14 protein-coding genes are annotated in these 16010 nt (G+C 62.6%); 8 read left to right on the top strand and 6 right to left on the bottom strand.

From position 1 onward, the window contains the following. Positions 1-111 precede the first annotated feature (111 nt). Positions 112-924: a TIGR00282 family metallophosphoesterase gene (locus ACN0SW_RS15065; RefSeq protein ID WP_417728753.1), complete on the bottom strand. Its 813-nt coding sequence runs from the start codon at positions 922-924 to the stop codon at positions 112-114. Between the two features lie 54 nt (positions 925-978). Next, positions 979-1323 (bottom strand): hydroxyisourate hydrolase, encoded by a 345-nt coding sequence (gene uraH / locus ACN0SW_RS15060; RefSeq protein WP_417728752.1) that lies wholly within the window; start codon positions 1321-1323, stop codon positions 979-981. Between the two features lie 97 nt (positions 1324-1420). On the opposite strand from uraH, the gene puuE reads away from it, so the two are divergent. Then, entirely contained in the window at positions 1421-2839 is a 1419-nt protein-coding gene (gene puuE / locus ACN0SW_RS15055) for an allantoinase PuuE (protein WP_417728751.1), read from the top strand. Continuing rightward, on the top strand, positions 2836-3318 hold the full coding sequence (locus ACN0SW_RS15050) for an ureidoglycolate lyase (protein ID WP_417728750.1): 483 nt from the start codon (positions 2836-2838) through the stop codon (positions 3316-3318). The genes puuE and ACN0SW_RS15050 overlap by 4 nt, the downstream gene beginning before the upstream one ends. Here the strand turns inward: ACN0SW_RS15050 and ACN0SW_RS15045 are convergent, their stop codons facing one another. From ACN0SW_RS15045 to ACN0SW_RS15030, 4 genes are all read right to left on the bottom strand, one after another. After that, a complete protein-coding gene (locus ACN0SW_RS15045; RefSeq protein ID WP_417728749.1) occupies positions 3319-4356 on the bottom strand; it encodes a hypothetical protein in 1038 nt (345 codons plus the stop codon). Between the two features lie 78 nt (positions 4357-4434). Beyond that, a complete protein-coding gene (locus tag ACN0SW_RS15040; RefSeq protein WP_417728748.1) occupies positions 4435-5988 on the bottom strand; it encodes a trimethylamine methyltransferase family protein in 1554 nt (517 codons plus the stop codon). 91 nt (positions 5989-6079) lie between these two features. Beyond that, positions 6080-6784: a GntR family transcriptional regulator gene (locus ACN0SW_RS15035; protein ID WP_417728747.1), complete on the bottom strand. Its 705-nt coding sequence runs from the start codon at positions 6782-6784 to the stop codon at positions 6080-6082. After that, the gene (locus ACN0SW_RS15030) at positions 6781-8154 is read right to left on the bottom strand and encodes a formimidoylglutamate deiminase (RefSeq protein WP_417728746.1); all 1374 of its coding nucleotides are present in this window, start codon (positions 8152-8154) and stop codon (positions 6781-6783) included. Before ACN0SW_RS15030 ends, ACN0SW_RS15035 begins: the two co-directional genes overlap by 4 nt. A gap of 70 nt (positions 8155-8224) precedes the next feature. Here ACN0SW_RS15030 and hutG point away from each other — a divergent pair, with 70 nt between their 5' ends. The 6 genes from hutG (at position 8225) to ACN0SW_RS15000 (ending at position 16005) form a co-directional block, all read left to right on the top strand. After that, on the top strand, positions 8225-9058 hold the full coding sequence (hutG, locus tag ACN0SW_RS15025; protein ID WP_417728745.1) for an N-formylglutamate deformylase: 834 nt from the start codon (positions 8225-8227) through the stop codon (positions 9056-9058). 19 nt (positions 9059-9077) lie between these two features. Continuing rightward, on the top strand, positions 9078-10046 hold the full coding sequence (locus ACN0SW_RS15020) for a TAXI family TRAP transporter solute-binding subunit (protein ID WP_417728744.1): 969 nt from the start codon (positions 9078-9080) through the stop codon (positions 10044-10046). Then, positions 10043-10510 carry a DUF1850 domain-containing protein gene (locus ACN0SW_RS15015; RefSeq protein ID WP_417728743.1) on the top strand — a complete coding sequence of 156 codons (468 nt, stop codon included), beginning with the start codon at positions 10043-10045 and terminating at the stop codon, positions 10508-10510. Before ACN0SW_RS15020 ends, ACN0SW_RS15015 begins: the two co-directional genes overlap by 4 nt. Positions 10511-10512: 2 nt before the next feature. Next, positions 10513-12729: a TRAP transporter permease gene (locus ACN0SW_RS15010; RefSeq protein WP_417728742.1), complete on the top strand. Its 2217-nt coding sequence runs from the start codon at positions 10513-10515 to the stop codon at positions 12727-12729. 145 nt (positions 12730-12874) lie between these two features. Further along, complete coding sequence (locus ACN0SW_RS15005; protein WP_417728741.1) at positions 12875-13888, top strand: TAXI family TRAP transporter solute-binding subunit; 1014 nt, start codon at positions 12875-12877, stop codon at positions 13886-13888. An 83-nt stretch (positions 13889-13971) separates the two neighbouring features. Further along, positions 13972-16005 carry a TRAP transporter permease gene (locus ACN0SW_RS15000; RefSeq protein ID WP_417728740.1) on the top strand — a complete coding sequence of 678 codons (2034 nt, stop codon included), beginning with the start codon at positions 13972-13974 and terminating at the stop codon, positions 16003-16005. Positions 16006-16010: the final 5 nt, after the last annotated feature.

Genomic DNA, 16010 nt, shown 5'->3' with positions numbered 1-16010 from the left:
CCCTGATCCCGAATGACGCGGCAAGCACCATCTGTCAGCACACGGAACGCAAAGGACACCTTGACCGGTGACGCCGACAAATTGCACGGATTTGTTGCGCGACAGACCGGTTCAGGGGCCGGATTGTTCCAGCCGTCCGCCTTGACGCACCATTTCGATCCGCGTGGCCCGGCCTGTGGCATCATCGGTTTCAATATAGACGCCCGACACCGTGACCGCGCCAATCGCGGGGGTAAAGCGCTCCTTGGTCATCCCGGTGACAAAGCGGCGCATCGGTTCGGCCTTGTCCATGCCGATCACGCTCAGGTAATCGCCGCACATGCCCGCATCCCCCTGAAACGCGGTGCCGCCGGGCAGGATTTGCGCGTCCGCCGTCGGAATATGGGTATGTGTGCCAACCACAAGGCTGGCGCGCCCATCACAGAAATGCCCCATCGCCATTTTCTCAGACGTCGCCTCGCAATGCATATCGACCACTGCGGCCTGCACTGCCCCGCCAAGCGGATGCACCCGCAACACGGCATCAATAGCTGAAAAGGGATCGTCATAGGCGCGGCGCATGAACACATTGCCCAACACCTGGGCCACCAGCACCTTGCGTCCGCGCCCGTCAGTAAACACGCGGTGGCCACGTCCCGGTGCGGCCTTGGCATAGTTGAGCGGACGGATGATCCGGCCCTCACGCTCTGCCGCCTGCAACATGTCCTTCTGGTCAAAGGCATGATCGCCCAGCGTCACGCAATCTGCGCCCGCGTCAAACAGCCCTTTGGCATGTGCCGCCGTCAGCCCCATCCCGCCCGAGGCATTCTCGCCATTCACCACAACGAAATCGAGTTTCCACGCCTCGCGCAGCTTGGGCAGCCGTTCCGCCACCGCCGCCCGCCCCGCGCGCCCCATCACATCACCAAGAAAGAGTATTTTCATGGGTGTCGGTGTTAGGCCCCTGCCACGCCAAGGGCAAGACCCAATGCGCAGCTCTCAACTGCCGCGATAGGTCGCATAGCCATAGGGCGAGAGCAACAGCGGCACATGGTAATGCGACGCCTCTGTCATGGTAAACCGGATCGGGATAAGATCGAGAAACGCGGCTTCAGCCCCTGCCGCCCGCAGGTAATCTCCGGCGTGAAACAGCAACTCGTAGGTGCCGGGTGCGAATTCGGCCTCGGGCAGAATGGGGGTATCGGTGCGACCGTCCGCGTTGGTGCGCATCTGGCGCAGCGGCTCCACCCTCTCGCCACTGATCCGGCTGAGGTGAATCATCAGCCCCGCCGCAGGACAGCCGCGCGCGGTATCCAGCACATGTGTCGTCAGATAGCCGGACATAGTTGGCCCTCCCCTCGTGACAGTGATCGCGTTTTCTGTATCTCCTAGGGAAACGGGTCTGGGATCAAGCCCCGAATGACATCAAGGAGGATCGCCCATGCCAGACCGCTACCCCCGCGACATGCGCGGCCATGGACCCAGGCCTGTTGATCCGCTCTGGCCGGACGGCGCGCATCTCGCGCTGCAATTTGTCATCAACTACGAAGAGGGCGGCGAGAACTGCCTGCTGCATGGTGATGCTGCCTCAGAGGCATTCCTGAGCGAAATCGTGGGAGCGGCCCCTTGGCCCGGACAACGCCACTGGAACATGGAGTCACTCTACGAGTATGGCGCGCGCGCCGGGTTCTGGCGGCTCTCCCGCCTGTTCACCGAGTATGATCTGCCCGCCACGGTCTTTGGCGTGGCGACCGCCTTGGCACGCAGCCCCGAACAGGTGGCGGCGATGCAAGCGGCCAATTGGGAGATTGCAAGCCATGGGCTGAAGTGGATCGACTACCGCGATGCCACGCCAGAGGACGAGCGCGCCCATATGCAAGAGGCCATCCGCCTGCATACCGAGGCGACAGGCTCAGCACCGCAAGGCTGGTACACCGGGCGTTGCTCAATCCATACCGTGGACTTGGCGACCGCGCAGGGTAGCTTTGCCTATGTGGCCGACAGCTACGCCGATGATCTGCCCTATTGGCACCATGCCCATGGTCGGGATCAGCTGATCGTGCCCTACACGCTCGATTGCAACGACATGCGCTTTGCCACGCCTCAGGGGTTCAACGCAGGCGATCAGTTCTTTGCCTACCTGCGCGACAGCTTTGACGCGCTTCTGGCCGAAGGCCGCACGGGTGCGCCCAAGATGATGTCGGTCGGATTGCACTGCCGCCTTGTCGGGCGACCGGGGCGGATCATGGCGCTCAGGCGGTTTCTTGACCATGTCACCCGTCAGCCCGACGTCTGGATCACCCGGCGCATTGATATTGCCCGGCACTGGTGCGCCACTCATCCGCCCGTGACCTGCGAACGCCCCTCGCAGATGGGGCGCGCGGATTTTGTCGCCCGCTTTGGCGGCGTGTTCGAGCATTCCCCATGGGTGGCCGAACGCGCCTATGCTCTCGAACTTGGCCCGGCCCATGACAGCGCGCCGGGCCTTCACAGCGCCCTCTGCCGCGCCTTTCGCAGCGCGACCGAGGCCGAGCGTGCGGACGTTCTGCGCGCTCATCCTGATCTGGCGGGAAAACTGGCGCAGGCGCGACGGCTCACGGCATCGTCCACCCGTGAACAGGCGGGCGCAGGGCTCGATGCGCTGAGCGATGCCGAGCGCGCCGAGTTTGAGCGCCTCAATACCGCCTATACCGCGCGCCACGGCTTTCCCTTCATCATCGCAGTGCGCGACCATGACAAAGCCGGGATCAAGGCGGCTTTTGCCCGGCGAATAGATCAGGACAACGCCACCGAACAGGCCGAAGCCTGTCGTCAGGTCGAACGCATCGCCCTCTGGCGCCTGCGGGACATCCTGCCATGACGCGGATCACGGCTGAGCCGCTGACAGAGGCGGCATTCGCGCCCTTTGGCGATGTTCTAGAGGTGGCGGGCCCCCCGGACCGGCTCATCAACCAAGGGCTTTGCGGGCGCTTCCATGACCGTGCGCGGCTCGATTTCGACGATGGACGCCCCGGCCTCAGCCTGTTTGATGCAGAACCCCGGCACCTGCCCTACCTGCTGGAAATGGTCGAACGTCATCCGCTGGGCAGTCAGGCGTTCATCCCAATGAGCCTGAGCGCCTTTCTGGTGATCGTGGCCCCCGACACAAAAGGCCTGCCCGGAACACCGCGCGCGTTTCTCACCGCACCGGGTCAGGCGATCAATCTGCATCGTGGCACATGGCACGGGGTGCTGACCCCCCTCTCTGCGCCGGGCCTCTTTGCCGTTCTGGACCGGATTGGGGCGGGCGACAATCTTGAGGAACATTGGTTCGACGTGCCCTATACGGTGACCGCCTGATCAGCCGCCGCAAATCTCCTGCAGGCGCAACCAATCGGCATCGCTGAGCAACGGCGGTGGTGGGGCCGTTCCGGCAAAGGGATCAGCCTCAATCAACTCAACTGTGCTTTCACCTGTGATATCAACGGCATAGGCATAGGGCCGCGCCCGCACCTGCCAATGGGCAAACCCCGCCAGCATCGCCTCGGGGGGCACTTGTTCCGGTGGATCGGTCATCAGCCGCTCGGCATGGGCGCGCAACACCTCATCCGGCAGCACGCCCGTCGCCAAAAGCCGCAGCGACGCCGACAGCCCGCCCTCCTCCAAGAGATGCGACAACGGATCATGCGCCTCGGCGCGCAAATAGGCGGCAATGATGTGGCCTGCCACCACATCCGGTTCAGTGTGATCCTCGACCAGATTGGTATTGATCAGGATAACCCCACCGGGCAAACGCAAGGCCCCTTCGATCCCCCCCCGCACCACCCGAAACTGCGCCACGCCACCGGACCGCAGCGGCAGACGCCGCGCCAGTTGTCCCAGCGCCGCAGCCCCGCCCGGCCCATCGCAAACCGGCCCCGTCACCCGCTGCAAATGCCCCAGCAGGACCTGCCCGATCTCGACCCTCTTGACCATGGGCACGACGCCCAGCGCATGCTGCCGCGCAGCACCAGGCAGCCAGAAAAGCACCAGCGCCGCCACCGCCGCGATGCTGGTAAGCACCCCCACCAGCCGCAACCGTCCGGGCCTTGGCCGCTGACGCGCCACAACACCGCGCAGCTTTTCAATCGCCGCGATCATCTCAGTCTCGTTGTCGGCCAGTTCCAGCGTCTCGCCGGGATCCCCATCGGGATGATAGATCGCTGGCCGCTGCCCCGGATTGGCCCGCGCCACCGCCGCAATCGACCAATGGGCCTGCACCCGGTCGCGCATATCGGTGATGGTCAGCGTCGCCTCGCCCACCGACACGACCACATCCAGCCGCTGTGCGTCCGGGTTGGGCCGCCACAGGCCCGCCGCCTCAAGCCGCTCATATTTGGTAAGTGCCGTCTTTTTCATGGTCCGGGGGGCTGCCTGCCTCGATTTGCAGCAAACTAGCACGCCGGGACCAAGGCGGGCAATCGCAAGAGTGCGTGGTCAATACTCTTGATTGAGCGCGTCGGCAGCCGGAATCTCTCGCTCGCGTCGGGCGATATACTCCAGCAACGCCTCGTTCACGCCGGGATCAAGCCGCGGCTCGATATAACCGTCCAACATGCGGCGCGCATGGATCAGCGCCCGCTCTGTCGTATCCTTGGACCCGTCCGCCACCCATTGCTCGATCGAATTGTTGTCGAAAAGCTCTGGCATGAAAAACGCCGTCTGGAAATTCTCCTGCGTGTGCGGATGGCCCAGATAATGCCCGCCCGGCCCAACATCGGGGATCGCCGCCAATGCCTGATCGAAATCACCCCATTGCGGCCCCTCTGCCATGCGATAGGCCATGGCGCATTGTTCGGCATCGACCATGAATTTCGCAACCGAACAATGCATGCCCGCCTCGTTCCAGCCCGCTGAATGCCAGATGTAATTGGCCCCGGCATGGATCACCGCCGACAGGGTTGTGGCGCTCTCATAGCCTGCCTGCGCATCCAGCGTCTTGGCCCCGCCCAGCGTGTTCGAGCTGCGCCACGGCACGCCGTAGAACCGCGCCATCTGACCGATCATGAAATTCATCAGGGAAATCTCTGGCGTCCCCGCCATCGGCGCACCGGATTTCATCGACACCGTGGACAGATAATGCCCATAGATCGCCGGGCATCCGCGCCGGATGATCTGGGTATAGGCCAACGCGCTCAGCGCCTCGGCATTGAGTTGTGCCACGGTGGCGGGCACGCTCGCAGGGGTATTGGCCCCGCCCAGCACAAAAGGCGAGCAGAGCACCGGCTGATTGCGACGGCAAAACGCCCGCATCGCCCCCAGCATGGTCTCATCCCAGACCAGTGGCGAATTGCCGTTGCAATTGCCGGTCGTCACCGGGTTCTGCTCCATAAATGCCTCGCCAAAGAGAATGGCGCACATTTCCATCACATCTTCGGCGTTTCGGGGGCTTGTGGTCATCCCCATAAAGGTCTTGTCCGAGTATTTCATCGATGAATAGGTGATCCGCAGATGCCGCTGGCTGATCGGGTGATCATAGGGCTCGACGATATGATGCGCGCTTGAATGCAGCGCAGGCATCATATGGCTCAGCTTGTGGAACATCGCGAGGTCTGCCAGCGTTGGATTGCGCCGCACATCGTCGAGATCACGCAGATAGGGCGCGCCGGTCATGGGCACAAAGATCGAATGCGGTCCACCAAGGCGCACATTCTTACCCGGATCACGCGCCTGATAGGTGAAATCCGACGGGATCGTGGCAATCAGATCGCGGATCAGATCCCTGTCAGGATAGACCATCTCGCCCACCACTTTGGTCCCAATCTTACGCCAATCCTCCAGCGCGATAGGATCGCGGAACTGCACGCCGACATTCTCCAGGATATCCATCGAGGCGGCGTCGATCCGTTCGACCTGCGCCCCGTTCATCACCTCACACAGGGGGATTTGCCGGGTCAGGCCGGGCAGCATGTCCAATTTCGGGGCACGACGAAGGGCGCGTCGGGCGGTGCGTCCGCCAGACCGTGTGCGGGGGGCTGTCTCTGCAAGCATCTGCGATCTCCTTTTTCAAAGAGCGTCGGTCATTCGCATCGGCCCCGCCTGCAGCTTTGCGAAACCCTTTTGCAGAAAGCGACATCCGCCCTCAGATAGCCGTGCAGAGCTTGGCCCCCGCCGCATGATAGAGGTGCAGCAGTCCGATGGCGCGCGCCTGTTTCCAGCTTTGGCGCGTGACCAAAAGCACCGCCTCTCCAACCGGCATCTGCAACGCAGCGGCCACCGGCTCTGGCGCGCCTATTGCCTCGATCTCGATCGTCGCCCGCGTCAAAGGCGCATTCTGCAACAGCCATTCATCGACCGGGGTCTGTTGCAGAACCTCAGCATTCAGCCCCGGCACCGCCGCAGGCACAAGCCAGCGATGCTCCAACTGGTGCGGCACACCATCGGCAAGATAGAGCGCCGCAACGAACATAACCGCGGCCTCAGCGCCCAGCCCCAGACGGGTGCTTATCTCGCGCGGCGGCACGTCAATGTGACATTGCAGCAGCCGGTAACCTGCCAGTTTGCCACTTTTTCGGATCGCATCCGCGATGATTGGCACTTCAAGCGGGGCCTTGCGTACCGGATTGGCCGATACCGTGGTGCCCCCCTTGCGCCGCCGTTCTAGAAAACCCGCAGTGGCAAGATCGCGCAGCGCCCGCCCCACGGTCGAACGGGTGCAGCCATACTGCACCGCCAATTCCACCTCCCGCGGGATGCTATCGCCGGGCTTCCAGATACCACTTTGAATGCGTTCCAAGAGATCGCGCCGGATCTCTGTCCATTCCAAGCGGGGCGGAGCATCGCTCATACCACCGCCTGCAACTGGTGTTGCACATGCCGGAATTGCGCGATGATCCTGTCGCGATTGACATGCGCACCGTCCTTGACGACATGTCGTCCGGCGGCCCAGACATGGCCGATGGCGCGATGATCCCCCGCAAAAACAAGCGTATCAAGTGTCATATCACCGCAACGTCCCTCAAGATCCGGCTGCTGGCTGTCCAACGCCAGCATATCTGCCCACAACCCCGGTGCAATCGCCCCGGTCTCACGCGCGGCGGCCTGCGCGCCCCCGGCCACCGCCCCATCCCACAGCACTCGCCCCGTAGAATGTGTGGGCGTGGCCAAAACCGCGCGACCACGATCCCGCAACCGCTGCGAATATTCAAACCCCCGCAGTTCTTCGACCAGCGAAATACGGATGTTGGAATCGCTGCCCACACCGAATCGCCCGCCTTGCGCCAGATACCGAGCGCCATCAAAGATGCCATCGCCCAAACTGGCCTCGGTGATCGGGCAGAGACCCGCCACAGCCCCGCTGCGCGCCAGTCTCAGCGTCTCATCAGGTGTCATCTGCGTGCAGTGGATCAGACACCACCGCTCGGACACCGGCGCGTTGTCCAAGAGCCATGTGACCGGGCGCGCGCCAAGCGCGGCCTCGACCTCTGTCACTTCTGCGTCCTGTTCGGCAAGATGCATATGGATCACCCGGTCGCCCGCCAATTCCATGCAAAACGCCAGATCCTCAGGCTGCACTGCGCGCAAGGAATGGGGTGCGACCCCAATGCCGCTGTCCGATCCCAAGCCCGCCACCGCCTTGGCCGCGCCATCAAAGAGCGCAGAAAACTGGTCTAGGCCATTGCCAAACCGCCGTTGCCCCGGCGCCAGGGCACGCCGATCAAGGCCGCCATAGCGATAGAGTACCGGCAAGAGGGTGAGGCCAATGCCGGTTTCTTCCGCTGCTGCACAATGCCCCTGCGCCATTTCCGCCAGATCATCATAGGGTGTGCCGTCCGGCTGATGGTGCAGATAATGGAACTCTGCGATGGCGGCGTATCCAGCTTCCAGCATTTCCATCTGGACCATCGCGGCAATCGCGCGCGCATGGTCCGGTGTCAGATGCTCCAGAAACCGAAACATCAACCGCCGCCACGTCCAGAACGTGTCGCGCGGATCGGGTCCGCGCGCCTCGGTCATCCCTGCCATGGCCCGCTGAAAAGCGTGCGAGTGAAGATTGACCGGCGCAGGCAAGAGCGTATCCACCCTGTGCCCTTGCGGGGCCGATTGCGGCGTGACCGTCGCGATCCGCCCCTGTGCGTCCAGCGTCACGCATACGTCATTTGCCCAACCATCCGGCAATAGGGCTTGGCGCGCCCAAATGATCTGTTCTTTGTTCATCTTCGACTTGACTCTGTTATTATGCTTAATCATATTTTTGCCACGCGTCGTTCAAAAAGGAAAGAACCAAGTGCAAAACCTTGCCGCCAGCACAGCACAGGACGACAACGTCAGGGTCCGTCAGGGCGACAGCCCGCTGGTTTTGGCGTTCCCCCACACCGGCACGTTCCTGCCGCCCGAAGTTGAGGCCACACTCAATGACACCGGCCGCGCATTGTCCGATACAGACTGGCATATTGATCGGCTCTATGACGATTTGGTGCCCGACGCGACAATGGTCTCGGCCTGCTTTCACCGGTATGTCATCGACGCCAACCGCGATCCCTCAGGCGTCAGCCTCTATCCCGGCCAGAACACAACAACGCTGGTGCCCTTGACCGATTTTGACGGCCGTCCGATCTGGACCACCCCCCCGACCGAGACAGAGACCGCCGCCCGTCTTGCGGGCTATCATGCCCCCTATCATTTGGCCCTCAGCGCCGAATTGGCGCGCGTGCACGCACGCCATGGATTTGTCATCCTCTACGATTGTCACTCAATCAGATCGGAAATTCCCTTTCTTTTCGATGGGCGCCTGCCGGATTTCAATATTGGCACCAATGGCGGCACCACCTGTGCGCCGGCCCTCGCGGATCTGGTGCAGCACCACTGCACCACCGCTACAGAATACAGAACCGTTACCAACGGGCGGTTCCGCGGCGGCTGGACCACGCGGCATTACGGCCGCCCTGAGGCCGGATTCCACGCCATCCAGATGGAGTTGGCGCAAGCATGCTATATGCTTGAGACGCCCCCCTGGACCTATGACACGGAGCGGGCCACGCGGCTGCGCGCCGTGCTGGGACCGATGCTGCGCGATATCGCAGCGCTCGATCTCACCGACACGACCCTCACGACCGAATAATCAACAAGGAGTGATCCGAATGAAACTCACGAAATCCCTTTGCGCGCTGGCGCTGTCGGCTGTGGCCCTCGCGGCTCCGGCCCATGCCCAAGAGCGCGTCTTTGTCGGCATCGCCACCGGCGGCACCGGCGGCACATATTATCCGCTGGGCGGCATGCTGGCGCAGCTGATCTCCAACACCGCAGAGCTGGAAGGCCGCCGCATCTCGGCCACCGCCGAAACCGGCAATGCTTCGGTCGCCAACGCGGGCCTGTTGGCCAAGGCTGAAATCGAAACAGCCTTTGTCGCCGCCGACATCCTCGACGCCGCCTACAAAGGCACCAACCAGTTTGAAGGCAACGCCGCCGAAAATCTGCGCGCTCTGGGGTCGCTCTATCCCGAAACCGTGCAGCTTGTGGCCCGCAAAGAGGCCAATATCGCCAGCTTTGCCGATCTGGCGGGCAAGTCCGTATCCTCTGGCTCGCCGGGCTCTGGCCAATGGCAGCTTTTGGGTGACCTGCTGGCCGCGCATGACATGACGCGCGAGTCGGTGTCCGAGGATTTCTCCTCCTTTGCCCAGTCGGCGGACAAGATTAAGGACGGCAATCTCGACGCATCGCTGATCACCGCAGGCACGCCCACCTCGTCGATCACCGAACTGGCCAATGGCCATGACATCGCGATCGTGCCGCTGACCGGCCCCTCGATTGCCAAACTGCAAGAGGTTCAGCCCTATTACGCCTCCGCGATCCTGCCCGCAGGTTCGTATCGTGGCGTTGACGCCGATGTCGAAACCCTCGCTGTGCGCGCAATCTGGGCGACCCATGCCGATCTCGACGACGACATCGCCTATGCCATGGTCAAGGCGCTCTATGAGAACACCGAAACGCTGGCCAAGGTGCATGTGATGGGCGGTCAGGTCTCGCTGAAAACGGCATTGGAATCGGTTTCGATCCCACTGCACCCGGGTGCCGAGCGCTACTACCGCGAACAAGGCCTCATCAAGTGACACGGACCGGCCAGCGCGGACTGACCGCGCTGGCCGCGGTCGCGCTCTGTGCGGGGGGGGCACCAGCCCCCCGCGCCTGTTCTGCGGATACGCTTGCGGTGGTCGGGGTACGCGATGGCGTGACCCGCCTAGAACGGCCCGGCCACGCCTTTACCCTCACATGGCGGCATTCCGTCAGCCTGACCCCGGTCGAGGCGGATTACATCGTAACTCCAGACGGCCAGATCGTGCAGACCGAGGAACGCTTTGTCGCGCATGGCCCCGGCATGGCGCATTCCGGCCACCGGCAAACACAGGCCGACGGAACCATGGTCCTGCCGCTGCACCGCCCCGTGCCCCGGCTGATCCTGCGCACCGCACCCGACTATGACAATCGCCTGATCGTGGGCGAAGAAGTGATTGACCTGACCCTCTGGCCTGCCACCCCTCTCGAAATCCTGTCGCCAGACTGCAAGAAAGACTGACCATGACCAATCCCGCGCACGACACCGGCCTCTCGCAAGAAGAGATGGAGGCGCTGGTTCGCAAATATGACAACGAGACCAACTTTCGCCGTCTCGGCGGGATCACAGGACAGGTGGCGTCGCTCGCCTGTATCGTGCTCAGCCTGTTTCACATCTACACCTCGGGCTTTGGCCTTTTGAACGAGGTGATGCACCGCTCGGTGCATATGAGCTTTATCATGCCGCTGGTGTTTTTGCTGTTCCCGCGCATGCGCCCCGAGCGGCCCTTGCGCGCATGGGGGTTCGGGCTGGCCTTTGCGGCCTTCTACGTCTTTCTCGGCCTGCAACTCGCCAATGCCCTCTCAGGCGACATCCCCGACGCCGCCCGCTGGGGTCTGATCGGTCTCAGCCTCTTGCTTGGCCTCACGGCCCTGCCCATCGAGCGGCTGGGCGGACATGGCGACCGGCTTTCTATCGTGGATTGGCCGCTGGCCATCATCGGTTGCGCCTCTTCGCTCTATCTCATTGTGTTCTTCGACACGATCTTCATTCAGAACGTCGGCTTTCCGCAACCGCTCGACTATATCCTTGGGCTGTTCGCCATCATCATCGTGCTTGAGGCGGCGCGGCGCACCATGGGCGAGGTGCTGCCTGTGATCGGCACGCTGGCGCTGCTCTATGCGGTCTTTGGCCCCTATCTGCCGGGGGATCTGGCGCATCGCGGCTATAACATCATCCGTCTGGTCAATCACCTCTATCTCGGCACCGAAGGTATCTACGGCATTGCCATCGGGGTGGTTGCGACCTTTGTCTTTCACTTCGTGCTTTTCGGCGTGCTGGCGCAGAAATCGGGGCTGGGGCAGCTTTTCATCGATCTCGCCTCGATCGTGGCCGGGCGCTATTCCGGCGGTCCGGCCAAGGTGGCGGTGGTGTCTTCGGGCTTTTTCGGCATGATCTCTGGCTCGCCCATCGCCAACACCGTGACAACCGGGGCCTTTACCATCCCGATGATGAAATCCAAGGGGTTCTCCCCGCAATTCGCCGCCGCAACCGAGGCCTCGGCCAGTTGCGGCGGACAGGTGACACCGCCGATCATGGGGGCGGCGGCCTTTGTGATGACGGAAATGCTGGGGGTGCCTTATAACGAACTGATCCTGATCGCGATCATTCCAGCCTGCTTTCACTATCTCTCCACGCTTTTGATGGTGCATCTTGAGGCCAAGCGGCTGAACCTTACGGGCATCGAACCTGACAAGCTGCCCCAGTTTCTCGATGTGCTGGTGCGCTCTTGGCACCTCTTCATCCCGCTGGTGACGATGGTCACACTCCTGTTGATGAAATTCACCCCGTTCCTCGCGGCGTTTTGGGGGATTGTCCTGACCGTAGGCTGCTCGTTCATTCCGGTCATCCTGCAAACCGTAGGTCTGGGTAAACGCATGGATGCCAGCAGCGCCCTCACCCCGCGCAAGCTCAAGGAGTCGCTCGAAAGCGGCGCCCAGCAATCCATCGCCATCACGGCGGCCTGCGCCTGCGTGGGATTTATCCTCGGGGTAACGACGCTCACCGGGATGGGGTTCAAGTTCTCGGGCGCGGTGCTTGATGCGGCGACCTGGCTCGGCATGACCATCGCCGCCTTCGATCCGGTGGGCGTGCTGTCCGAGAACGGAGCCACCCTGTTCTTTGCCCTGATCTTTGTGGCGGTTGCCTGCATCATCATGGGGGCGGGCATCCCCACAACCCCCACCTATATCATCCTCGCGGCCATCGCAGCGCCTGCGCTTCAGGAATTGGGCATTCCGCTCTTGGCCACACATTTCTTTGTGTTCTATTACGGCGTTCTTGCGGATATCACCCCACCTGTGGCGCTTGCGGCCTATGCCGGGGCGGGCATTGCGGGATCGGACCCGATGCGAACAGGCATGACCGCGTTCCGCCTCTCTATGGGCAAGGCGCTGGTTCCGATGATGTTCATCTATGCGCCCTCGCTGCTTTTCATCGACTTTACATGGTGGGATTTCTCGCTGGCGCTCTCTTCGGGGGTGCTCTCGATCGTGGCGCTGTCGGTGGCCTATATCGGCTTTTTCAAGACCAACATCGCCCGTTGGCAGAAATGGGTGCTCAGCATCGCGGGGCTGATGCTGGTAGCGCATGACGTCACGGTGATCGCCATCGGTTCGACCATCGTTCTGGCCATCCTCTGGACCAACACGCAAAAGGCTCGACAACTGGCCACCACCTGACGTGATGCCCCCTCTGGCCGGTCCGCAGCATGGCCTTGCCTTGGCGGATCGGTTTGCATAGCCTCGCCGCAGGTAATCCAAACGGATTCTGCATCAAAAACAGGTCACTCTTAGAATTGTGATCTGTCAACACAGGGAGACACGAATGAAAAACCTACTCAAGGGGGCGCGCGGCCTCGTGGTCGGGGCAACGCTGGTGGTCGGATTGGCCACGGGCGCGCTCGCGCAGGACCTCAAGTTCTTTACCATTGGCACCGGCGGCACCGCCTACACCTATTATCCGGTCGGCGGGGTCATCGCCAACGCCATCTCCAACCCGCCCGGGTCGCGCCCCTGCGCAGAGGGTGGAAGCTGCGGCGTCGAGGGGCTGATTGCCTCGGCCGTATCGTCGCGCGGCTCGGTGGACAACGTCAATGCCATCATGTCGGGCCTGCGCAATTCCGGCTTTGCCCAGTCGGACGTGGCCTATTGGGCCTATACCGGCACCGGCACCATGGCGGGCCAGCCGCCCGCCGAAAAGCTGCGTACCATCGCGGCGCTCTTTGAGGAACATATCCACCTTGTCGCCCTCGCCGACAGCGGTATCGAGAGCGTCAAGGATCTGGCCGGCAAGCGCGTCTCGCTGGACGAGCCGGGCTCGGGCACCTATGTCGATGCGGGTCTCATTCTTGAGGCCAATGGCCTGTCGGTTGATGACGTGACCGCCGAGGCGCTCAAGGGCGACGCCGCCTCCGAGGCGCTGCGCAATGGCAAGATCGACGCCTTCTTTGTGGTCGCGGGCTATCCGGCAGGTTCGCTGGTGGAACTGGCGTCAGCGGCTGATATCAAACTCGTGCCGATCGCAGGCGAAGGGGCTGCGGAACTGACCTCGACCTATGGCTTCTTTTCGCAAAGCGCGATCCCCGAAGGCACCTATGAGGGGATTGGCGCAACCGAAACTGTCTCTGTGGGCGCACAATGGTACACCTCCGCCGATGAGGACGCCGAACTGATCTACCAGATCACCAAAGCGCTCTGGAACGACAATTCCCGCAAACTGCTCGACGTGGGCCATGCCAAGGGCGTGACCATCACCCTCGAGTCAGCGCTCAGTGGCGTCGGCGTGCCGCTGCATGAAGGCGCAGAACGCTTCTACAAGGAAGCCGGGCTGATCAAGTGATCCTGCCCGCCTGAGATAATAACCCGGCTGCCTCTGCGGTGGCCGGGTTTTCCTTTTCCCTTTTCCAGATCAGGACAGACGCCATGGCCGATCCCGAACTCACCGCTGAAGAGCTGCACGAGATCGAACGCAAATACGATCCCGAACTGGCCTTTCGTCCCACCGGGCGCAGTATTGCCGTTCTGGTCTCGGTGTTGCTTGTGGCGATGTCGGCCTATCATTTCTACGCCTCTGGCTTTGGTCTTGTGCGGGAACTGTTGCACCGCGGGATTCACTTGTCCTTTGTGTTGGGGCTTGTGTTCCTGCTGTTTTCATGGCGGCGCAGCACCAGCACCACCCTGCCCCCGGCGGCGTGGTATCGGATTTCGGGCGTGCCGATCCTCGATCTGGTCTTTGCGCTTATGGCTGTCGCGGCGGCGATGTATCTGCCGCTGCTGCCGCCTGCGGCGGTCTCGGTGCGGGTTGGCAACCCTTCCGATTTTGATGTGCTGATGGGCTCTGCGCTGTTTGTGCTGACGCTTGAGGCAACACGCCGCTCGGTCGGACCCACCCTGCCGATCATCGCCCTCGTTTTTGTCGCCTTCGCCATTTTCGGCCCCTATGCCCCCGGCGCGCTCAAACATGGCGGCGCCAGTTGGGAGGGGCTGATCAACCACCTCTACATGACCAACCAAGGCATCTACGGCATCGCCATCGGCGTCATGGCGCAATATGTGTTTCTCTTCATCCTCTTTGGGGTGCTGGCCACCCGCATTGGCTTGGGCCAGCTTTTCATCGACCTCGCCATGGTCATCGCCGGGCGCTACGCGGGCGGCCCGGCCAAGGTGGCGATCTTTTCCTCGGCCTTCATGGGGACAATTTCGGGCTCTTCCATCGCCAATACCGTGACCACCGGCGCGCTCACCATCCCGGCGATGAAGCGCGTGGGCTACCCTGCCCATTTCGCCGGTGCGGTCGAGGCGACCGCCTCAACCGGCGGCCAGATCACCCCGCCAATCCTCGGGGCGGCGGCCTTCATCATGGTGGAATATCTGGAAATCCCGCTTCGCGACATCCTCGCGGCGGCGCTCTTTCCGGCAATGCTGCATTATTTCGGCATCTTCATCATGGTGCATCTGGAGGCACGCAAACTGGGCCTGCGCGGCCTCAGAGCGGATGAACTGCCCAAGGCAGGGCTGGTGCTGCGCCAGAACTGGCTGTCCCTCATTCCGCTTTTCATCCTCGTCTACCTGATCCTTAGCGGCAAAACACCCGACTATGCCGCGGTCTATGGCATCATCGCCTGCGTTGTGGTGGGCTTTCTCAACCCGATCAACCGCCTGACCTTGCGCGATCTGTGGCAGGCGCTGGCCGACGGTGCCCGCAACACGCTGGCCGTGGGGGCGGCGGCCGCCACCGTGGGCGTGGTGGTCGGCGTCGTCACCCTGACCGGGGTGGGCTTTCGTCTGGGCTATGTGGTGGTGCAAACCGCTACCGACATGGGGGCCACGCTCAGCGAACTCTGGCTGCTCAGCTATTTCACCCTGCAACAATGGGCGCTCTTTGTCTCGCTGATCCTGATCGCGGTCTCTTGCATCATCATGGGGGCGGGCATCCCCACGACCGCCACCTATATCATCCTCGTCGCGGTCGCGGCACCGGCCCTCGCACAGTTGCAGGTCGAACCGCTGGTCGCGCATTTCTTTGTGTTCTACTACGGCGTGCTCGCGGATATTACGCCCCCCGTGGCGCTCGCGGCCTATGCCGCCGCCGGTATCGCCGGGGCCAACCCGTTCCGCACCGGCAACACCGCCTTTCGCCTCGGTATCGCCAAGGCGCTGGTGCCCTTTGTCTTTGTCTACTCCCCGGCCCTCTTGCTGGTGACGGACGGCTTCACTTGGTCCGCCTTCACCATCACCCTGACCGGCGCAATGCTGGGCATCGGCGGCTTGGGCGCGGCCTTCTCGGGCTATCTGCTGGCCCCGATGCGCGACTGGGAACGCTGGGCGGTAGGGCTGACCTCGCTGCTGTTCATCGCACCCGGTCTCAAGACCATGGCGATTGGCCTCCTGCTCTGGCTGCCGATCGTTCTGCTGCAACTTCGCAAGTCCCGTCTCGCACGCACGGCCCAAGGCTGACCCAC

The sequence above is a fragment of the Roseovarius sp. genome (assembly GCF_048262375.1).
GTDB lineage: Bacteria > Pseudomonadota > Alphaproteobacteria > Rhodobacterales > Rhodobacteraceae > Roseovarius.
This window is presented reverse-complemented; position numbering and strand designations above follow the sequence as displayed.